Source organism: Candidatus Chloroploca mongolica (assembly GCF_004762035.2).
Classification (GTDB): domain Bacteria; phylum Chloroflexota; class Chloroflexia; order Chloroflexales; family Chloroflexaceae; genus Chloroploca; species Chloroploca mongolica.
Genome location: NZ_SIJK02000008.1, coordinates 50,628 through 71,231 on the forward strand (window position 1 = coordinate 50,628; position 20,604 = coordinate 71,231).

14 protein-coding genes are annotated in these 20,604 nt (G+C 61.2%); 9 read left to right on the forward strand and 5 right to left on the reverse strand.

Features of this window, described 5'->3' with window-relative positions; genetic code table 11:
• Nucleotides 1-21 precede the first annotated feature (21 nt).
• Entirely contained in the window at nucleotides 22-795 is a 774-nt protein-coding gene (locus tag EYB53_RS06430) for an ABC transporter permease (RefSeq protein WP_254150935.1), read from the forward strand.
• Between the two features lie 63 nt (nucleotides 796-858).
• Here EYB53_RS06430 and EYB53_RS06435 read toward each other — a convergent pair whose 3' ends face one another.
• Both EYB53_RS06435 and EYB53_RS06440 read right to left on the reverse strand, forming a co-directional pair.
• The gene (locus EYB53_RS06435) at nucleotides 859-1,935 is read right to left on the reverse strand and encodes a DUF4351 domain-containing protein (RefSeq protein WP_135477386.1); all 1,077 of its coding nucleotides are present in this window, start codon (nucleotides 1,933-1,935) and stop codon (nucleotides 859-861) included.
• Nucleotides 1,936-2,037: 102 nt separating this feature from the next.
• Nucleotides 2,038-3,048: a glycosyltransferase family 2 protein gene (locus tag EYB53_RS06440; RefSeq protein ID WP_135477387.1), complete on the reverse strand. Its 1,011-nt coding sequence runs from the start codon at nucleotides 3,046-3,048 to the stop codon at nucleotides 2,038-2,040.
• A gap of 224 nt (nucleotides 3,049-3,272) precedes the next feature.
• On the opposite strand from EYB53_RS06440, the gene EYB53_RS06445 reads away from it, so the two are divergent.
• The 7 genes from EYB53_RS06445 (at nucleotide 3,273) to EYB53_RS06475 (ending at nucleotide 10,831) form a co-directional block, all read left to right on the forward strand.
• Entirely contained in the window at nucleotides 3,273-4,532 is a 1,260-nt protein-coding gene (locus EYB53_RS06445; RefSeq protein ID WP_135477388.1) for an FAD-dependent oxidoreductase, read from the forward strand.
• Nucleotides 4,533-4,600: 68 nt separating this feature from the next.
• Nucleotides 4,601-5,566 (forward strand): 2-succinyl-6-hydroxy-2,4-cyclohexadiene-1-carboxylate synthase, encoded by a 966-nt coding sequence (gene menH, locus EYB53_RS06450; protein ID WP_254150936.1) that lies wholly within the window; start codon nucleotides 4,601-4,603, stop codon nucleotides 5,564-5,566.
• Between the two features lie 31 nt (nucleotides 5,567-5,597).
• Nucleotides 5,598-6,425, forward strand: a complete 828-nt coding sequence (gene menB / locus EYB53_RS06455) for a 1,4-dihydroxy-2-naphthoyl-CoA synthase (RefSeq protein ID WP_135477389.1) — start codon at nucleotides 5,598-5,600, stop codon at nucleotides 6,423-6,425.
• A 144-nt stretch (nucleotides 6,426-6,569) separates the two neighbouring features.
• Nucleotides 6,570-7,370: a Uma2 family endonuclease gene (locus EYB53_RS06460; protein ID WP_135477390.1), complete on the forward strand. Its 801-nt coding sequence runs from the start codon at nucleotides 6,570-6,572 to the stop codon at nucleotides 7,368-7,370.
• 11 nt (nucleotides 7,371-7,381) lie between these two features.
• A complete protein-coding gene (locus EYB53_RS06465) occupies nucleotides 7,382-8,284 on the forward strand; it encodes a 1,4-dihydroxy-2-naphthoate polyprenyltransferase (protein ID WP_135477391.1) in 903 nt (300 codons plus the stop codon).
• A gap of 11 nt (nucleotides 8,285-8,295) precedes the next feature.
• Nucleotides 8,296-9,756 carry an o-succinylbenzoate--CoA ligase gene (locus EYB53_RS06470; RefSeq protein WP_135477392.1) on the forward strand — a complete coding sequence of 487 codons (1,461 nt, stop codon included), beginning with the start codon at nucleotides 8,296-8,298 and terminating at the stop codon, nucleotides 9,754-9,756.
• Nucleotides 9,757-9,880: 124 nt separating this feature from the next.
• Nucleotides 9,881-10,831 (forward strand): methylenetetrahydrofolate reductase, encoded by a 951-nt coding sequence (locus tag EYB53_RS06475; RefSeq protein ID WP_135477393.1) that lies wholly within the window; start codon nucleotides 9,881-9,883, stop codon nucleotides 10,829-10,831.
• 19 nt (nucleotides 10,832-10,850) lie between these two features.
• Here the strand turns inward: EYB53_RS06475 and lipA are convergent, their stop codons facing one another.
• Nucleotides 10,851-11,768 carry a lipoyl synthase gene (gene lipA / locus EYB53_RS06480; RefSeq protein WP_135477394.1) on the reverse strand — a complete coding sequence of 306 codons (918 nt, stop codon included), beginning with the start codon at nucleotides 11,766-11,768 and terminating at the stop codon, nucleotides 10,851-10,853.
• A gap of 291 nt (nucleotides 11,769-12,059) precedes the next feature.
• On the opposite strand from lipA, the gene EYB53_RS06485 reads away from it, so the two are divergent.
• On the forward strand, nucleotides 12,060-15,566 hold the full coding sequence (locus EYB53_RS06485) for a PKD domain-containing protein (protein WP_135477395.1): 3,507 nt from the start codon (nucleotides 12,060-12,062) through the stop codon (nucleotides 15,564-15,566).
• Nucleotides 15,567-15,711: 145 nt separating this feature from the next.
• On the opposite strand, the gene EYB53_RS06490 is transcribed toward EYB53_RS06485, so the two are convergent.
• Both EYB53_RS06490 and EYB53_RS06495 read right to left on the reverse strand, forming a co-directional pair.
• Complete coding sequence (locus EYB53_RS06490) at nucleotides 15,712-17,256, reverse strand: aldehyde dehydrogenase family protein (RefSeq protein ID WP_135477396.1); 1,545 nt, start codon at nucleotides 17,254-17,256, stop codon at nucleotides 15,712-15,714.
• Between the two features lie 144 nt (nucleotides 17,257-17,400).
• Complete coding sequence (locus tag EYB53_RS06495) at nucleotides 17,401-20,601, reverse strand: glycosyltransferase family protein (protein ID WP_135477397.1); 3,201 nt, start codon at nucleotides 20,599-20,601, stop codon at nucleotides 17,401-17,403.
• Nucleotides 20,602-20,604: the final 3 nt, after the last annotated feature.

Here is a 20,604-nt window from a genome sequence, read left to right on the forward strand (position 1 = left end):
TTGCATCGGCGCAAGAAGGTAATGTTGTTATGGCTCCTGGCTGCGCCCTTGCTCATCTTCCTACTGCTGCCCCTGGGGGCACTCATCGTGCGCATCGACTGGATGAAGCTCGGGGAAACCGTGAGCAGCCCAGGGGTGACGCAGGCCTTGCGCATCAGCATGATAACGACGCTGATTGCAACAACGCTGGCCGTATTACTGGGCACGCCGCTCGCCTACGTGCTAGCGCGGCACCAATTTCGAGGGCGAACCCTAATTGACACGCTGATCGACCTACCCATCGTCTTACCGCCAGCGGTGGCGGGCATAGCGCTCTTGATCACCTTTGGGCGCCGGGGACTGGTAGGCGCGCCCCTTGCAACGCTCGGCATTACGCTTTCATTCACAGAAATCGCGGTCATCATGGCGCAGTGTTTTGTAGCCGCACCCTATTTTATCAAGGCGGCGACGGCTGGTTTGAGTGGAGTGGATCGCGAATTAGAGCAAGCTGCGGCCCTCGACGGGGCGAGTGGGTGGCAAGTGTTCGCCCTGATTACCGTACCCCTGGCATGGCCGGTGCTCTTCAGCGGCGTCGTGATGACATGGGCACGGGCACTAGGTGAGTTTGGTGCGACCATCATCTTTGCGGGCAATCTGCCGGGGCGTACCCAGACCATGCCGCTGGCAATCTATCTCGGCTTCGAGCGGGATCTCAATCAGGCGCTGACGCTCGCGGTCATCCTACTCGTCATCTCATTTGGCGTTCTCGCGCTGGTGAAAGTAGTGCTCAAACAGCGGGTAGGGGTCAAGCTGTAGAAGGAGAGGGGTTTCCTTCTGGCTTAACTATGAAGCAATGACCCTTTCGCGCAGCAGATCCACTTATACCGACGCGCACGTACGCACCAACCATGCCTGGAGATCGTCCAGGCTCGTGAAATCGAGCAGGGTCTCGCTCAACTCCAAGAGGTGTGCGGGACTCAGGGCAAGGAGCTGATGCTGCACCTGCTCGGATAGTGAGCCACACCGCCGAGCCAGTTGGCGCAGCACGACTTCTTGGAGCGTCTGGTGACGCCCTTGTTCGATGCCCTGTTCGATGCCTTGCTCAAGCCCTTCGGCGAACGCAAGCTCTTCGATACTGGTGACAAAGGTGTCCATCTGGGTCTCCTCCTGTTCAATGAGGCGCATTGTAGCACGAACTGTCGCGTGCATGCTGGGGTCGAGGCGCAATAGTTGATCGAGGATGCGATAGAGTCGGCGCATATCGGCCGCCCCGTACCCGTAACGGAAGAACGAGCGAAAGCGGGCCAATTTGCGCCGCAGCCGCTCCTCGGGTTGCCCACGGGTTGCCTGCGCGTCGCGGTGGATCAAGATGACCATCGCGATGGGATTGCGGCTTGCTTCGAGCATTGCTAGGTCAAGCTCGAGCAGCTTGACCGTAGGGAAGTCGAGCCGCACCACGCACCCGGCCTCGGCGTAACCAAAGGAGCGCGGGTGACAGCCCGGTTGGTCATCGCTCAAGACGGCGAGGCTAATGACCGGGTGGCGTTCGCGGACGAAGATCTGGGCGTGGTAACAGAACATCCGCTCGGCGAAGGTAGGATCACGCTGGGACTGGACTTCCAGGTGCATGAAGATCGTGCGCGGCGTGCCATCGAGGGCCTTCACCTGCACAAGCTTGTCAATGCGATGCTTGCCACGATTAACATCTGGGTCAAGCTGCTGTAGTTCGGTATCCCGGAAAATGACGGGTTGCCGCCAATCCACAGTGCGCCACACCTCTGGGAAGAGCAGTTCGAGCAACGGGGCAACATAGAGGATACAGACGCGAAGGGGGATTGACGCAAAGGCGCAAAGGCGCAAAGTAGGGGCACGGCTTGCCCGTGCCCCTCGCCCATGGCCCGCCCGTTGCCCGAACGCCCCGGTCATCGCTGCTGCACCCACCGGTCTGAGAATCATCGCTGCGCCCACCGGCCTCGGTGACGCGGCCCGCACCCCGATGGCCCCTGCCCACCGATGTGTCCGCGGGGATGGGTGTACGGGCACGGCGGCGCCGTGCCCCTACGTTGTTGCTATCAATCGATCGATCTGCCGGGCGATCCGCAGGTCGCTGAGAGGCGAGGGGGCAGGGGTAATCCAGGTTGCAAGGTCATTGATGGAGGCTGTGCGGCGCGCCTGGATCGCCTGGCGTTGCTGGCGTAGCGCGGGTAGTTCGCGCAGGGCTTCCACGCGGCCTGCGATAATTGCGGGTTGGCGGCGTGCCAGGGCGTAGGCTGCTGCGAGCAGGTCGTAGCGTAGGATCGCTGGTAGACATTCGCGGAGCAGTGCTGTCGGGAGGCAGCGGATTAGTACGCGGATGCGGTTGCGTCCGAGCAAGCGTTGTTTGAATGGGCTGCCTTGCCCCGACGTGGCTGAGTAGACGTGGCGCGCCCGGGCGTGCGGGGCGAGTACGCATGTCCAGTTACGTAGTTGCGCCCGCCAGGCGAGATCGACATCCTCCAGGTAGTTGAAGAAACTGGCCTCGAATGGCCCGATGTCGTCGAGCATCGCCCGCCGTAGCAGCGCGAGACCACCACTGGCCCCAAAGATAGGCTGCGTATTGGTGGGCAGGGCGTTGATGGATATGCCCAGATCGCGGTCGGTGGCGACGCCGTCGCGCCGTACGGTGATCCCCGCTGATGCGATCCGTTCGGGGTGACGGCTGAAGGTGAGGACACCGGCGGCGGCCCCCGCGTGCGGGTGTTCGCTGAGGGCGTGCCATAAGGCCGCAATGCAGCCTGGTTCGGCCAGGGCATCGTCGTTGATCAAGAGCAGCAGTTCGCCCCGCGCCACGGCGAGCCCGGCATTGGTTCCGCCGGCAAAGCCGAGGTTGGTGGGCAATTGCACCACCCGCACATCGGGCGCATACCGTTCTGCCCAGGCCCCCGCATGATCGCGTGAACCATTGTCAACGAGAATGATTTCGTCGTCGGGTTCAAGCTGCGCACGCAAGGCACTGAGGCACGCGGGTAGATAGCGCAGACCTTGCCAGGTTGGAATTACTGCCGAAATGTGTGGACGCTGCTTTGTCATTGGCATACTTTTTTGAAGGCCTGCGGCCCATCCTTAAAACCCGTTGCTTTGCGAGCAAAGCAGAGATTCTTGGGGCCTGCGGCCCCCAAACCCCCAACCGGAGGCGTAGCTTGATTGAAAGGCATTGGCTCTCGTGCTGAGCCACGCTATGCTAAACAGGTATAATACTATAAACAAAGTAGCGATAGGGCATTGTGCGAGAAGATGATACGGAAAGGGCGTGCATGATGCAACTTGTGATTATCGGGGGAGGCCCCGCAGGGATAGAGGCAGCGCGTACTGCTGCGCCTCATGCAACGGTGAAGGTAGTGACAGCCGGGGCGGTGGGCGAGTGGCGCCCGATGACGATGCGCGTCTGGCTGGCGGCGGCAGCGGCTGGCGAGCGCGATGTGGCGAAGATTGTTGCCCGTGCGAATCAAGTCGCTACCGAGTGGCAGACCCGATGCGCTGATGAACTGGCGACCCTTGAAGTCGAGATAATCGCCGGGCGTGGTCGCCTCGGCAAGCCCGGTGAGGTGCTGGTTGAGCCGTTGGATGGTGGCCCCACGCAGAGTCTCAATGCCGATGCGATCATTCTGGCGGCTGGGGCCCAGGTTGCTTTTCCTGAAGCGGTTGCGCCCGACGGCGAGCGTATGTTGACGAGTGGCGATCTTGGGGTGTTGCAGACGTGTCCTGAACGGGTGATGGTGCTTGGTGATGGGCGCGCCGGGTTTGAACTGTGCCACCTCTTTAGCCTGCTTGGCGCTGAGGTCTCCTGGCTCATTCCCGAGGCGTCGCCCCGCACGCATGTCGCACCTGAGGTTGACGGCTATCTGACGCGGATGCTCGAGCGGCAAGGGGTGCGTGTGGTGCCGCATACAACCGTGCAACGCCTTGCGCACAAGGGCGACGATGTGACGGCTACCCTTGCTGATGGTACCCGCTATGGCGGCGCGATCGCCCTCCTCGCTTTCGAGCGTCGGCCTGATCCAACGGCTGTTGGGCTCTCGCTCGATCTGCTTGACACCGATATCTATGGGCAGACCAAGCTGCGCGGGGTCTATCTGGTCGGCGATATCCTGACACCCCAGGCGGCGAGCATTGCGATGGCGCAGGGGCGAGCTGCCGCGTTGCATGCCGTGCGCCGGTCGAGTGCGCCTGCTGATATTCGCGACATTGTGCTCACCTTTATGTATCAGCCTCAGGTGGCAAAGGTTGGGCGGCTCACGACCGAAGGTGCGCACGGGAGTGTGACGATTGCGCTTAACGAGAGCATGGCCGCCCATGCCGATGGCGCAACCGAGGGCTTTTTGACCCTGGCCTGGGATCATGGGGGCTATGTTGCCGGTGCGCTGGCGGTGGCGCCTGCCGCCGCCGAAATCCTTGCGCCAGTCGCGATGGCGATGCGTGCCGGGATGCAACTCCGCGATCTGGCGGCGATCTACGGTCCCCATCCGTCGGTCAGCGAGCTTGCGGCGATGGCAGCCCGGCGGGTTGAATTGTAGATTTTGAGACCCTTGACCAAGCAAGGTGAAACCTTTTGAAGGTGAGGCGTGCTGGCGCGGTAGCAACAATGGCTGAGCGATGGCGGCCCGGCACGTTGAATTGGAAGTGGGACGTGCTGGCGCGGCAGCAACAATGGCTCGGCGATGCAGGGCTGGCGGCTTGCATTGGAGGTGGGGTGATGTCGTTTGGTGATAATCGTGGGGAAGCACATGCCGCCCCCCGCTATCTTCATGAGCTCTATGTTGAACAGGTGGGCCACGGCCCGCCCTTGCTGATTTTGCACGGTTTCACGGGAAGCACCGCCGAATGGGATGAGGTGGCACCTCTGCTGATGCCCCACGCGACGCTGCTCAAGGTTGATCTGCTTGGTCATGGTCGCTCTCCAGCCCCCGTTGAGCTTGACGCATACCGGATGGAGCAGGCCGTAACTGATCTGCTTGCGCTTCTTGACCGCAACCGGCTTGAGCAGGTTGCGCTGCTTGGCTATTCGATGGGTGGACGTGTCGCGTTGCACCTGGCGGCGGCGGCCCCCGAGCGTGTCACCGCACTGATCCTTGCAAGTGCCTCGCCGGGCCTCGCTGAAGCCCAGGAACGCGCTGCCCGCCGTGCCAACGACGAGGCGCTCGCTGATCGCATTGAGCAGCAAGGCCTGGCCTGGTTTGTCGATTACTGGGCAAGCATTCAACTCTTTGCGAGCCAGGCCCAGTTGCCGTCTGCCACCAGGGCGGCGTTGCGAGCGCGCCGCTTGCGCGGCACCGCCCATGGCTACGCCCAGAGTCTGCGTGGCATGGGCACGGGGCATCAGCGCAGCCTCTGGCAAGAATTGCCCCGCCTGACGATGCCCACATTGCTGATCACGGGTATGCTCGACCAGAAATTTGTTGCGATCAACGAGCAGATGGCCGAGGCCTTGCCCAATGTTGAGCATGTGCGTATCGCTGAGGCTGGTCATACGGTACATCTTGAGCAGCCGCAAGCCTTTTGCGAAGTTGTGGTACGATTCTTACACCAAGGACGCAACAAGAACCATTGAGGTGCTTGAGTTTGTTGAATAAGGAGGAGCTATGCCCATTGAATGGGTGCGGGTTGCCGAGTATACCGATATTATCTACGAGCACGATGCCGCCGGCGAAGGCATTGCCAAGATTACCATTAACCGTCCCGAAAAGCGCAATGCCTTTCGCCCCGAGACGGTTCAAGAGTTGCTTGACGCTTTTAGCCGGGCGCGCGATGACGAACGGGTTGGCGTCATTCTCTTTACTGGGGCAGGCGAGATGGCCTTTTGCTCGGGCGGTGATCAGGCGGTGCGCGGCGATGGTGGCTATGTTGGCAAAGACACGGTGCCGCGCCTCAACGTGCTCGATCTGCAACGGCTGATCCGCATCATTCCCAAGCCCGTGGTCGCCATGGTCGCAGGGTACGCGATTGGTGGCGGACATGTGCTGCACATTGTGTGTGACCTGACGATTGCTGCCGAGAATGCCATCTTTGGGCAGACGGGGCCGCGGGTCGGTAGTTTTGATGGTGGCTATGGCTCAAATCTGCTTGCCCGCATGGTAGGCGACAAAAAAGCCCGCGAAATCTGGTACCTCTGCCGCCAGTACAATGCGCAGCAGGCGCTCGAGATGGGCTTGGTCAACACCGTCGTTCCCCTTGAGCGCCTGGAAGATGAGGCGGTGCAATGGGCGCGTGAGATGCTCGAAAAGAGCCCCATGGCGCTCCGTTTTCTCAAGGCGGCGATCAATGCGGCCGCCGACGGCCATGCTGGGCTGCAACAGCTTGCCGGTGATGCAACGCTGCTCTACTACCTGAGTGAAGAGGCGAAAGAGGGCAAGCAGGCCTATCTTGAGAAGCGCCGCCCCAACTTCCGACGCTTCCGGCGCTTCCCGTAAGAGGCTGGTTGTTTTGACGCAAAGGCGCAAAGGCGCAAAGGTTGCTCTGGCGAACGAGGGCGGCAACGTTGGTCTCGTTCGCCAGCAGAACCCTGGCGCAGACCAGGTGACAGGTGACCGAAAGTGAGCGCTGAGGAGGTACCGATGGCAGAGGTGAAGGCCGATGTGGTCTACACGGATGCGCCGCTCGATGATCCCGACGAGGCGTCGTTGCATTACTATGACCACCACCCGACACGGGAGGATCTGATGGGTGAGAGTGTGGCCCATTCGTGGTTGATTGCTTATGTGCAGCAGGTGCTCGAGTGGTTGTATGGGGCCGAGCGCTGGTTTGTGGTGAATGATCTGAATATTTATCGCACCCGCTCGCGGTATGAGTATCCGGTCGCCCCTGATGTGGCGGTCTTTAAGGGCGTGGTGCTTGAGGGGCATAACCGGCACCGCTTCCGAAGTTGGCGGCTTTATCTCCCAGAGCGGCCACCGCCTCAGGTGGTCTTTGAGTTCTGTTCAGAGTCGACCTGGCGCGATGATCTGCAGCAGAAACCGCGTCAGTATGCGGCGCTGGGGGTGCGCGAGTACTTTGTCTATGACCCGAATGACCCGCCATATACGCGCCGCCTGGGGGGCCGCCTGTATGGGTGGCGGATCGAGCATGGCAAGGCGGTGCCGCTAGCGCCTGATGCGACAGGACGGATCTGGAGTGCCGAGTTAGCGAGTTATCTCGTCGCTGATGGGGCGTGGCTGCGCTTCTATGACCGTGACGGGATGCGGCGGCTCACCCAGGCTGAGGCGGAACGGGCGGCAAAAGAGGCGGAACGGGCGGCGAAAGAGGCGGAACGGGCGGCGAAAGAGGCGGAACGGGCGGCGAAAGAGGCGGAACGGGCGGCAAAAGAGGCAGCCTGGGCGAAACTGCGTGAACTGGGCATTGACCCTTCCGAGTTATAAAAGAAGATGGTATGACGACTGATCTCTCATCGGCTCCTCCGGGGCCGCTTAAAGTCTGGTTGATGGCGATCAGGGTGCCGACCCTGCCGGCGGCGGTGGTACCTGTGCTGGTTGGTTCGGCGACCGCGTTTGCGAGTGGTCTTTTTCAACCGCTGGTCTTTCTTGCGGCGCTGCTGGCGTCGTTGTTGATCCAGATTGGCACCAATCTTGCGAATGATTATTTTGATTACAAGAAGGGGGCCGATACCGCCGAGCGGCTCGGGCCAACACGGGTGACGCAGAGTGGCCTGGTGCCTGCGGCAACTGTGCGCACGGCGATGCTGGTCTGTTTTGGGTTGGCTGCGCTCTGTGGGGCCTATTTGATACTGGTAGGCGGTTGGCCGATCCTGTTGATTGGCGTGCTCTCGATTGCCTCGGGCATCCTCTATACGGGGGGGCCGTTTCCGCTTGGCTACAATGGCCTGGGTGACCTCTTTACCTTTGTCTTCTTTGGCCTGGTCGCGGTAATGGGCACCGATTATGTGCATACCGGAACCTGGGGTGCGCTGGCTTTGCTGGCGAGTCTGCCCGTGGCGATGCTGGTGACGGCGATCATTGTGGTCAATAATCTGCGCGATGCACCAACTGATCGCAAAGCAGGCAAACGAACGCTGGCGGTCATCTTTGGTGAGCGGTTTGCGCGGATTGAGTATGCGCTTCTGGTGATCGGGGCCTATCTGCTGGTGCCCTTGTTGTGGGTCGTTGGTGGGGCCTCGCCTTTTGTGCTGATCACCTGGTTGAGTCTGCCGCTTGCCGTGCCAATGCTGCGCCTGATGAGCCGTGGTCACGGGCGTGAGTTGAACCTCGCCCTGCGTGGTACCGGTCGTTTGCATATGGTTTTTGGTCTTTTGCTTGCAGTAGGATTATTGTTGTAGCCTCAAAGAATATGCATCTTCCCGATTGGCTGGCGCGCCGTGCCGCGCTGCATCCCGAACGCCCGGCGTTGATCTGCGCAGACCAGACGTGGTCGTTTGCGGCGTTGCATCGTGACGCTGATCTGGTGGCGTTCCACCTGCGTGAGCTTGGCGTGCAACCCGGTGATCGGGTTGCGCTGCTGGCACAAAATGGTCCTGGCTATGCGGCGATCTTGCACGCGGCCCCGCGCTGTGGCATGGTGCTTGTGCCCTTGAATACGCGGTTGAACATGCAGGAACTCGCCTGGCAACTTGAGGATTGCCAGGCTCGCCTGCTTATCGCTGATGAAGCCTACGCCGCGCAGGCAGCCTCACTGCCGGTACGCTCGGTCGCCCTGGATAACCTGGGCATGGCTCGCTCTCCCACTTTTGATTCTCCTACTTCTCCAACAAGCTCTTCAGATCAACAGATTGATCTTGCCGCGCCGCATACGCTGATCTACACCTCGGGAACCACCGGGCAACCCAAGGGGGCCTTGCTGACGGCGGGCAATCATTGGTGGAGCGCGACGGCCTCGATGCTCAACCTGGGCCTGAACGAGGCTGACCGCTGGCTTGCGGTTTTGCCCCTCTTTCATGTTGGTGGCCTCTCGATCCTGATGCGCGGTGCCATTTACGGAATGCCGGTGGTATTGCACGAGCGGTTCGAGCCGACGGCGGTATTGCAGGCGCTGGTGGAAGAACGAGTGACGCTTGTGTCGCTGGTGGCGGTGATGCTGCAACGGCTGCTTGACCATGATCAGGCCGGAGTTCTGCCTGCTTCGCTGCGCTGTGTCCTGCTGGGCGGTGGGCCAGCGCCGCGCCCACTGCTTGAAACGTGTGCGGCACGTGATCTTCCTGTGGCCCAGACGTACGGCATGACCGAAACGGCGTCGCAGGTCGCAACGCTGGCGCCTGCCGATGCCCTGCGCAAACTCGGCTCGGCGGGGCAGCCATTGTTGCCGATGGAACTGCGCGTCGAAGCGCCGACGCGTGAAGTGGGCGAGATATGCGTGCGTGGGCCGATGGTGACCCCAGGTTACTACAATCGTCCCGAGGCAACGGCCAAAGCGCTGCGCGATGGATGGCTGCATACCGGCGATCTTGGCTATCTCGATGAAGAAGGCTATCTCTATATCGTTGACCGCCGGAGCGACCTGATCATCTCGGGGGGCGAAAATATCTATCCTGCTGAAGTCGAGGCGGCATTGCTTGCCCATCCTGCGGTGGCCGAGGCGGGCGTAGTTGGCGCACCTGACGCAACCTGGGGCGAGGTACCGGTGGCGTTTGTCGTCGTGCGTGAAGGCAGTGCGCCCAAAGTCGCCGCACTGCTTGAGCATTGCCGAGCGAGCCTGGCGGGCTACAAAATCCCGCGCAGGATCACCCTGGTCAACGAACTACCGCGTACGGCTGCGGGCAAACTCCGGCGAAACCTGCTGCGCACTATGCTCTGATCGGCACGTTGAGGCTGTATGGTACAATCGTGGGGGCCATAAGGCCCCCACGATTGTTTTTTCGCTGTTGTTCCAACGAAAGAAGTTGGGTTACAGGGCGCTAGCCCTGAAGTAGAGAGAAGCGATGCACGATCATACACCCTTCAACGACAAATTGATCCATTCGCATCAGTTTGTAACCCTGTATGGTACGACGCCACCGCGTGCCGACAGCCCGCTTGAGCGCGTAGAGACGGCGGCGGCGAAGTTAGCCGGACGCGTCGCGGGGCTCGACCTGGATGGCCTGGTTGTCTATGATGTCCAGGACGAACACGAGCGCACGAGCGAGCCACGGCCGTTCCCGTTTTTGCCGACGCGTGATCCGCGTGACCACGCCCGGCGCCTGCGCGAATTGACGGGTTTGCCTGCGGTGACGTACAAGTGCGTAGTCAATTTTACCGAAGAGGCATGGCTGGCCTGGCTCGATGAGACGGCGGCCAACTATGGCATCGAGCACCTCTCGCTGGTCGGGGCTTCAACGCCAACACCCGACCCGAGGGCTTTGCCGGTTGACCGGGCGCTCGAACTGACTGCCGGGCATGGCGAAGGCTTTGTGCTTGGTGGCGTCATGATCGCCGAGCGTCACAGTCCTGACTTTGATGAAAGTCAGCGGCTCATCGCCAAGGCGGAGCGAGGCTGTCGCTACTTTATTTCGCAGGTTGTCTACGATCCCGAACCAACAATTCGTCTGTTGCGCGATTATCGCGAGACGTGCAGACGGGCCGATGCCAACCCGCAGCGGCTGGTGCTCACCTTCTCGCCGTGTGGTCGCCCGCAGACGCTCACCTTCATCAAATGGCTTGGCATCGCGATTCCACCTGCGACCGAGCGCATGCTCTGCGAAGATCCGGCCCCCTTCCAGCGCTCGATCGCGATCTGTTGTGCCAATCTACGCACCATTCTCGACCAGGCCTACCGCGAAGACCTGGCCCTGGGCATCAACATCGAAAGCGTCTCGATCCATCACGACGAAATCGAAGCCTCGATCGAACTGGTGCATGCGCTGCGGACGGTTGCGGCTGAATACGAGCTTTGATGTGATGGCGGGTGGAGGCTTAACTATGCTGATGCGCACCGACGTGCAAGTGCGCATGATAGCTTGAGCGCACCATCGGCCCGCTTTCGACGTGGCGAAAACCGCGCCGTAGCCCCTCGGCCTTGAAGGTGGCAAACTCGTCGGGCATGACATACCGATCAATGGGCCAGTAGCTGCTATCGGGAGCGAGGTATTGACCGATGGTCATCACGTTCACATCGACCGAACGCAACGCATCCATCACTTCCAGCACTTCATCATTGGTCTCGCCCGCCCCGACCATCATCCCGCTTTTGGTGACCAGGTCTGGGTCGAAGGCTCGCGCTCGCCCGAGCAGTTCAAGGCTCTGCTGGAAACCTGCGCGGGGGCGGAAGCGGCGGAAGATGCGGGGCACGGTTTCGATATTATGGTTGAGCACATCGGGCCGCGCCTCAAGCACGAGTTGCAGGGCGTCCCAATTGCCATCAAAATCAGGAATCAGCACCTCGATCTTGCATTCAGGCACACGCTCGCGGATCAATTCAATCGTACGGGCAAAGATATGCGCCCCGCCATCAGGGGCATCGTCGCGGTTGACCGAGGTGAGCACCGCGAAACGCAGGCGCAGATGAGCCACCGAAGCGGCGACGCGCTCGGGCTCAGCTTCATCAATCGGCTGGGGCTTGCCCTTGCCAATCGCGCAATAGCGGCACCCGCGGGTACACGTATCGCCGAGCAATAAAAAAGTTGCCGTGCGATTGTTCCAGCACTCGCCGAGATTTGGACAGCGTGCCTCTTCGCAGACCGTATTGAGGCCCTTTTCGTGCATGAGGCGATGGACATCGCTATAATTCTCGCCTGATGGCGCACGCGCCTTGAGCCATTCGGGGCGCCGGGGGCGCACCGGCGTTGCCGAGGCCGGCGTCTGCACAGGCGTCAATGGGATCAGTTCGGACATGCCATATACTTTCTAGCTTGATCCTGGTCTCTTCCTATTGTACCGCACTTTTCTCGCAGAACATGGTTTCAGCAAGACCAGATCCGCTTGACCCTCGACGCGGAGTACCAACTTCAGTCGGTTTCCCGCTCAGCCGACTGAAGTCGGCACTCCGATGAGCCTAAACGGTACAATAAGTTTTGTGGCACGCCCGCGTACCCAGAGCGCGAAGTATCAGAAAATGTAGTTGACAGACCAATGATGGTATAGTATAGGCAATCGATAACAACCCCTTCGTGAAAGGACTCCGACATGGTTGCACAGAGGCTTCGCCCTCTTGCCCTACTCGCTGTCTTTGCTCTTCTCCTCACGTTCCTTTTTCCTCTGATTTTTCCCATCGCTGCCCAACCTACCACCGCTAATCTCTTGAGCAACGGTGATTTCGAGCAAGGCACAACGGCTCCGTGGCAAGGGATTACCTCGACCCAATTGACCACGGATTATGCTGCTTCCGGGCAGTCTAGTGTGCGAATTACGTCGCAGGAGGCGTCGCAGGGCTGGATTAATGTCCAGGCCGGGCAGGAGTATGTCTTGACGGCCTGGTTTCGCTGGTCCAGGTTTGCTGGCAATCAGTGGGGCTATGCGCACCTGACGGTTGAGGATACGGCCTATCGCGAGCTTGGGTCGATCATCAATCCCCAGACGAGCTATGAGCGGGATCGTTGGCATAAGCTGGCGCTTACGTTTACCGCACCAACTGGCGGTGTTCGCGTGCGCTTTGGGCTCTATGGCCCGCAGGACGATGTTGAGCTCTATTTTGACGATCTGCAATTGCGCTCCCGAGACGCGAATGTTGCCCCGACGCTTGATCCGGTCGCGAACACGCTGTCAGGGACGACCCCGCTGACAGTTGCGTTTGAGGCTCGCGCTGATGATCCCGATGGCGCAGTGCGTAGCTATCGCTGGGAGTTTGGTGATGGGACGGAGAGTCGGAGCCCTGACCCGACCCACATCTTTCGTTCCCGCGGATCTTATCCCGTGAAGCTGACCGTCTGGGATAACGATGGGGCCGCACAGAGTCAGACGCTGACGATCACCGTAACCGATGCGGTCAATCCTGCGATCACGATCAATGCACCAACGACGCAGCAAATCTGGACGACGAGTGCCGCGAGTCTGGCGCTCGAAGGGCAGGCGTCCACGCCTACGGGGACGCTCGCGATGCTTGCCTGGGATAATCTACGCACCGGCGCCGCAGGGAGTCTGGCGGTGCCGACCGAGGCGACGATGACCTGGGCGACGCCTTCCATCGCGCTTGCCCCCGGGCGCAATGATCTGCAAGTCAGCGTCGTTGACTCACGTGGCCGCGCGCATAGTGCGCGTCTGGTGGTGCAGCGTCAACTTGAGGCACCGCGCATCTATGATGTGCAAGTGCAAACATCGACGGTTGCCGTCTATGAGCGTTATGAGGTGAGATTCCAGGTTGATACCGTTGCTTCCTCGCCGCTCTTCAGTTATACCGACCAACCGCCTCCGGGCGTGACACCAGGGAGCGGGGTGACGGTCGAAGGGGTGATTACGACGCCATCGGGGGCGACGGTGACGCATCCGGCATTCTTCTTTACCAGTGCCATTCGCCAGGGGCAGGGTTCGTCGGCCTCGTATGCACCAGGGACAACGAGTGGCTGGGCGCTGCGGTATGCCCCGCTTGAACCCGGTCGCCACCAGGTCTACCTGCGCGTTCGCGATGCCAGTGGTGAGACGATGGTTGATATCGGGAGCTTCGAGGCAGGTACGCCACGGCGTGCTGGGTTTATCGGGGTCAGCAGTGCAGACTCCCGCTACTTTCAATTTAGTGATGGCAGTCTCTTCTGGCCGCTTGGCCCCGCATGGGCGGTCGATCTCCAAGGAGGCCGGGGCTTCAATTTTGAACGGCCCTGGCTCGGCGGTCTGGGCATCTACAGTACCAACTGGGCACGCTGGAAATCGACCGCCGAGACGCTTGGCAACGAAGGCTTCTCGTCGCGTCTGACGTTCCTTGAGCACTACCCCGGTCACGAGCTCGCCCAGGAATTGACCTATCCCGAGGGCTATCGACTCTGGATTGGCTGTTTTGGCGATGAAGCGTTTTGTCCGCGCTTCAAGGCAAATACCGATTACGAAGTGAAACTACGGGTCAAGGTGGTTGAACTGGCTGGCCCACGCAACGCCGCCTATCCGTATGGGCTCGTTTTGAAATTCCATGGTTGGCCTCAGGAGCCAGGCTTCGAAGAGGCGCATCGAAACTATGCTTCGCTGATTCCGCCGATCAGTGTGGATCGTGACTGGCATACCGTGGTGGCCCGTTATCGCACCGGGAGCGATGAAGGTGCCGGTCAAGCCCGTGGCGACCTCAGCCTCTATCTCGACAATGTCACGGCTGGACGCGCATATATTGACGAGCTTTCGGTGCGCGAGATCCTGCCTGGCGAGACGCGTGGCCCCGAGTTGATCCGTAACCCGCGGGCTGATCTGCACACCTACGTCGAACAACGGCCAGCCGCGTTCCTTGACGACCAGTTGGTGCGGGGCGAAGCTGATGGCATCTATTACCGCTATGTTGTACACGACAAAAACGATTGGATCCAGAACCACCTATCGCGTGATGGCATCTTTGTGGCTTCTGGCGATGGCTATTATCAGCCTGAGGGCACCCGGGCACGCTGGTTGCTCGAGCAGTGGTGGCGTTATCTCGTGGCACGCTGGGGCTACACGACCGCTGTACATTCGTGGGAATTAAATAATGAAGGCCCACCTGATGATGGGAGCGGCACGCACGCGCAGATGACGCAAGACTTTGCCCGCTTTATGCGTGAGCAGGATGCCCATCCGCATATGGCAAGCACCTCGTTCTGGTGTTGTTGGGAACCGACGTTTTGGGGCGATCGGGTGCGTTTCCCTGATGTAGCGTATGCCGATATTCACGAATATCCGACGCTCGATGTGCGCCTGGCTGATGGCTCGCCTGCTGTCTATGATGTGGCAGGGTTCCAGGCCGAGACCAGCATGGCTTATGCCGCCGACAAGGTTGGGCGCCCGATCATCCGCGGCGAGGTTGGCCTGAGTGGCGAGCCAGTCTTTACCATGCTTTCGCAGGCTAATCCGGGGATCTGGTTCCACAACCTGCTCTGGGCGCAACTCAATCCTGGGGCTGTCTTTGACCCTGGCTACTGGTTTAGCGAGCATTTCAACGTGATTGATGCACAGGCACACGCTGTTCCGTTTGCTGCGTTTGTTGCGACCCTGGATGTGCAGCGTGGCGGCTATGGCGACGCCGAGGCGCGTCTGAGCAACAGCCAGTTGCGGGCCTATGGGCAGCGCAATGTGGCTCGTGGCAAAGCCCATCTCTGGGTGCAGAATCGCCTGCACACCTGGCGCAACGTGATGGGTGGCGCAGGGGCGGTTGCGATTACGCCGCAGTCAGGCACGCTCAGCCTCACCCTGCAACCCAATCGGCGCTACGAAGTCGCCTGGTGGGACTCCTACGCCGGCACCGTTCTTCGGCGCGAGCTTGTCACCAGCACTGCCAATGGCGAAATCACCTTGACCATCACAAACCTCGCCTCGGACCTGGCCCTGACGATTGAGCCAGAGACACCTGATCCAGAGCCGAGCGCGACGCCAACCACAACGCCAGGCCCGAGCGCGACTGCGACTACAACGCCAAGCCCAGGCCCGAGTGTGACGCCAGGCCCGAGCGCGACGCCAGGCCCGAGCGTGACGCCAGGCCCGACGCCAGAGCGAGAAAGGATCTATCTCCCTCTCGTACGGGCACGCTAGCCAGCGTGCCCGTAGCAAGTTGACCGTAAGGCCAAAGCACGCACCTCCAGGCAAGGAATCCTTGCCTGGAGGTGCGTTTTCTGGGTGGGCAGATTGGCATCGAAGAAAACCCGACCCAACTCTTCAAGCATGCTCGGATAGAGTTCTAGCGCGTCTCTGGCAGGAGCGTATAGTCGGGGAAATTGCCAAAGAAGCGCTCGCCATCCGCGCCACGGGTAACTGACTGAACCAGATATGTGCCGCCGACGAAACAGCCCTTCCAGGAGGCGCCCATACCGCCGAAGACCTCCTCACGGTCGCCGCGCGAGCGCACCTGGTTGACGCCGACCTTGAAGGAGCGCAACTCGCCGGTGACCATGCGCGCAATCTCAGGGTCATCGGTGGCGATCGAGGAGACGAGGTTGCCGTTAGAGATGTTCATCTCGCTGACCAGTTCCTCGATGCGGTCAACGACGACGATCGTATCTACCGGGCCGAAGGGCTCGTTGTGGTGCAGGCGGGCGTTGCGCGGCACATTGAGCAGCGCAATTGGCGCGAGATAGGCCGAGATATCCTGGCCGGGGAAGAAGCGCGCCGGATCGAGCTCGCCCTCGAAAAGGCTGATTGCGCCTAGGCCAACCGCTTCGGAGTACATGACGCGCAGTTCCTCGACTTTGCGGCTATTGATCAGCGGACCAAAATCGAGCGTGGGCAGTGCGTCCTCTGGGCCGTCCACCAGCAGCGGGTGGCCGATCTTAAGCGCCTTGACCGCCGGCAGATAGGTGTCGAGGAACTTAGGGAAGAGGCGGCGCTGGACGATGAAGCGGATATAGGCGGTGCAGCGCTGCTTGCCGTAGGCGAAGCCCTTCTTGATCTGGGCGGCCAGGGTCGGCCAGTCGGAGAAGTCCCAGATCCCGTAGCAGTTGACACCCTCCATCTCGAGCATGTAGCGTTTTTCACGGTCGTAGAGGCTGGCGGCGATATCGCGCCCGTTCGACTTGCCGCCGACGAAGGCGAGGCAGGCCACATCAGGATTGCGTACGAGGGCGTCGGAGAGCAGGCCGCCAGAACCGCTGACCAGTGAGACGGGCAGGCCGACGCGGCGGGCAAGGGCAAAGCCCAGCGTAAGCGAGAAGATGCCGCCGTCGGTAGGCGTCTTGGCGATCACAGCGTTGCCGGCGAGAGTCTGAACCAGTACGGAGTGCATGAGCACGGAGTAGGGGTAGTTCCACGAGGCAATATTGGAGATCACGCCAAGTGGTGAGCGTCCGGCCAGCATGGGCTCAATTGCACCCAGGTACCACTCGACGCCAGAGATGCAGCGGTCAATATCGTCGCAGGCGAGGGCGTAGGGCTTGCCGATCTCCCACATTAGCAACCGGGCAATCAGCTCACGGTGGGCGCGCAGTTGATCGAGACATGCGGCGACGCGAACCTTGCGCTCGTCGAGGTCGATCAGGGACCAGCGGGCGTGTTCGTGGGCGGCGAAGCGCACAGCGCGCTTGGCCAGATCGAGGTCGATCATCGGTATGCGCCCAAGCTCGTTACCATCTACCGGGGTAGCGTAGTGCTTGCCGTGACCAGGGTAGCCCCAGTCGCCCTCGATGAGGTTGAGCGCGTGGCCATCGGCACCGAAGGCTTCGGGGGCGGCAGCCCTGAGCTCACCAATCAGATCTGGCCAAGCGTGACCAGGCGCGATCATCTTCGCCATAGCGGTTAAACTCCTGTGTTCGTGAAATCCGCAACAAAGCCATCTCAGTATAACATAAGCGCTCTACGCTTACCGTCGAGCGCTGCATCGACCGCGCCCTGAGTCGTGTTTCGGTGGGGCCTGCAGGCCCCACCGAAACACGACTCAAGGCACCGCTGCCCCTGTGATCCAGACCCGATGGAACCGCACGCCCACGGTGCGCTGATCGCTCTGGCGGGGATCTTCGGCGGCAGGTACCCATCCGGGGCTATTGAGGTGCAACAGCAGGGTGCCACCTGGTGCGGGCGGGAGTTGCGTTGGATCAAGCTGAATTGTCACGGTGCCGGGGCGGTCTTCCACCGTATAACAGCCTAGCTCAACCGGCTCGCCAGTTGTCACCGGCCACGGCGCACCTTCGGGCACGGCGCTCAGGCAGACTTCGGCTGGCCCAAGGTGCGCCGGGCGTGAGCCGGCGCTCAGGTCGAGCGTAAGCGCGCCAGGTGAACCAGCACCGCTCCACGGTATGCGCAGTGTGGCCTTGCCATTCGTCCAGACAAATGCGGTGCCGTCACGATCACGCTCAGGGCGGTAGAAGCCGACGACCTGGGCACTGAAGGCATCGGGCGCAAGGGGCGGCGGTTGCACGCCGAGCACGCCTGGGGCGGCTGGAACGAGCCGGTAGATGTTGAAGGGTAGTTGCAATGACGAGACGTTGCGTGGTTTCTGGTCACTGAGTTGCTCGAATTCGGGGAGATCGAGGCTGAAACCGCCTGCCGGCTCGAGCGCAAACCCCGGCAACACAAAGCTCCCTCCCGAGGCGCTGAGCAACAGATAGACCTCGCGTCCCTGGTCGCGTAGGCGCTGCGCCGCTGCGGCGAGATCTTCCGCATAATTGCCGGGCTGACTGCTCTTGACGGCAAAGGCGTCGATCCCGTAGATAAAGCGCAATGGCGTTGCGACCATATCAGGAATATCGCGTGACTCGGCGTGGATCGGGGCACCCCCGCGCATCAGCAGTACGTCGCGCCCAGGGGTAAACTGGCTGGCCGCGACTTCGAGCTGGGCAATTGCCCCGCGATACTCCACATGGGCGAAGATCGGGCGATTTGTCCAGGCCAAGAAGAAGAGCAGCAAACCCGCCAACCCTCCGGCAAAGGCGGCAGTCAGCCTGCGCGTTCGCGTACGTCTTCCCAGACTCGCCAGGGCCACCAGCGCATACGCGATGCTCAGGCTAAAGGCCGGGTAGGCAATCGGCACAAAACGACGCAAAATATAGATGTAATGCTGATCTGATGTGCCATACGTCTGTCGTATAAAAAAGAAGGTGCCAATGAACGCCACGGTGAGCCAGAGCCACGAGGCGGCATTGAGGTCACGTCGCCACCAGAGCGCGTAACCGACTACGCCGAGCAAGACGCCGAGCGGCGACAGATACCAACCCATGCGTACCATGTTGGCAAGCGGGATCGTATATTTATCCTTGAGGGGCACTGGCGCAGAGGTAAGCGTCGCCGGATCGACGAGCCTCTGTTCAAGCCAGTTCATCTCCGCATACTCGTTGTACCAGTACGAGACCGGCAGGCGGATCGGTGCGCCAACATAGCCCTGTAGCCGGAGCCAGTTGATCGTCTGGTTGCTAAAGGGGCCGGCCCACGGCCCACGTTCCGCCATCAGGCGCTCGCGGGTGGCCGCAGTTGCGTCAAGCTTCGGCGTCACAATCCACCACTGAGGATGCGGCTCCATCACCACCCCGGCCAGCGTGCGCGCCTCGTTATGGGTCAAGCGACCAGCGCGTATATCTTCGGCAACCAGTTCGGGGTCGCGGGTCAGTGGATCGTTCCAGCCACCATTGGTGTTGAAGAGCAGATCGGCGGTGATGATCTGCGGGCGGATCAGGTATCCATAGGCGCCCAGCAGCAAGATGCCGATCATCACGCCTTGCAAGAGCCATTCGCGGCGTCTGGTCAGCCAGGTCTCAAGGCGATGCAGTGGCGCTGGATAGAGGCGCAAGGCAACTAGGAGTGCAGCGCCAGCCAGGGCGAGGCCGAGTTCGATCCAGATGCGCCCCGGACGGGCGAGCGCACTGCTGGTAAGAAACGTCTCGCGCACTGGTTCGCTCAGGAAGGGCAGGCTAAACAGGGCGATCAGGGCCGAATCTTGGAATCGGTCGTGTCCGGTGTCAAAGAAATAGGCCCGGGCGATCAGGCCGATATGCAATCCGGCGTGCAGCAACATCAGCCCCAGCCCAACCGCCAGCGCCGTTTGCGCCCGCGTCCAGCGTCGGCTCAGCCAACAGTAGAGCAGATAGAGTACAACTGGCCCCAGCAGAAAGAAGTCAATGCGGGTCAACGCAACCTGGCCGATCGCGAGGCCGGCGAGCAACCCGTAGAAGACCGGGGTTGGTTCATGCCTGGCGCGCAACTCGTCCACGGGAACCGCCCTAGCCGTCTGCATGGCAGCAAAGAAATAGAGCCCGGCCCAGATCAAGAGTTGCGCACTTGTTTCGGCGGTCGAATACCGCGCAAACCAGACCTGTACTCCGTTCAGGGCAAGCAACGCCATCGCCAGCAGCCCAACCCAGAAGCCTGCTAGATGCCGCCCCAGCATGCCGACGCTCCAGACGGCCAGCAGACCGAGCAACCCTGGGGCGAACATGCCCAGGTACGGCCCACCGATGCTGGCGAGCAGGGCGATCCATGCAGGTAAAAGGTGCAATCCCTGCGGCACCACGCGGCCCTCTTCGAGCTCGCCTTCGTAGATAAAGAAGCCAGCCGCCCGCAGGCGCGAGGCAATGAAGCGTTCGCGGGGCTGACTGATCATATAGTTGGTAATGGCCTGCCGCGCCGGGCCGGCCAGAGTCTCGTCGGGACTGGCCGCATCCTGGCCCCACCCGGCGACAACCGCATCGTCCTGTACCAGCGTGCCGGTGCGCGCAATTGCCAGCCCTGTCGTCGCATAAACCCCGGCGTCGCGCACACCAACCACGGTCTCGAAGGGGCGTACGACGGTTGCCAGCGTCACCAGCAACACCGCGCCATAGGCAAGCCCCTCGTACAACTGCCGCCTGCGCTCGTCACGCGACGCACGTTGCCGTCGCAGGGGTTCGCGGCCCCGTCGCACCCGCACACCCCACAGAACCACAAGCACCCCGACGACCAGGCTCACCCCGAGTTGCAGCCAAAGCGAAAAGATGCCAAGCGAGGCGAGCACAAGCGCCAGCCAGCCATGCCAGAGCGCCCCAACCAGAATACGCTCGAAATGGCGCTTCAGCGGATCAGCCGGACTCGCCGCAAGAAAACTAACCGCCCACCCTGGCAGGTAGAGCAGTGGGAGCAATAAAAGACCAGCCAAAAAGATCAGATCCAATCA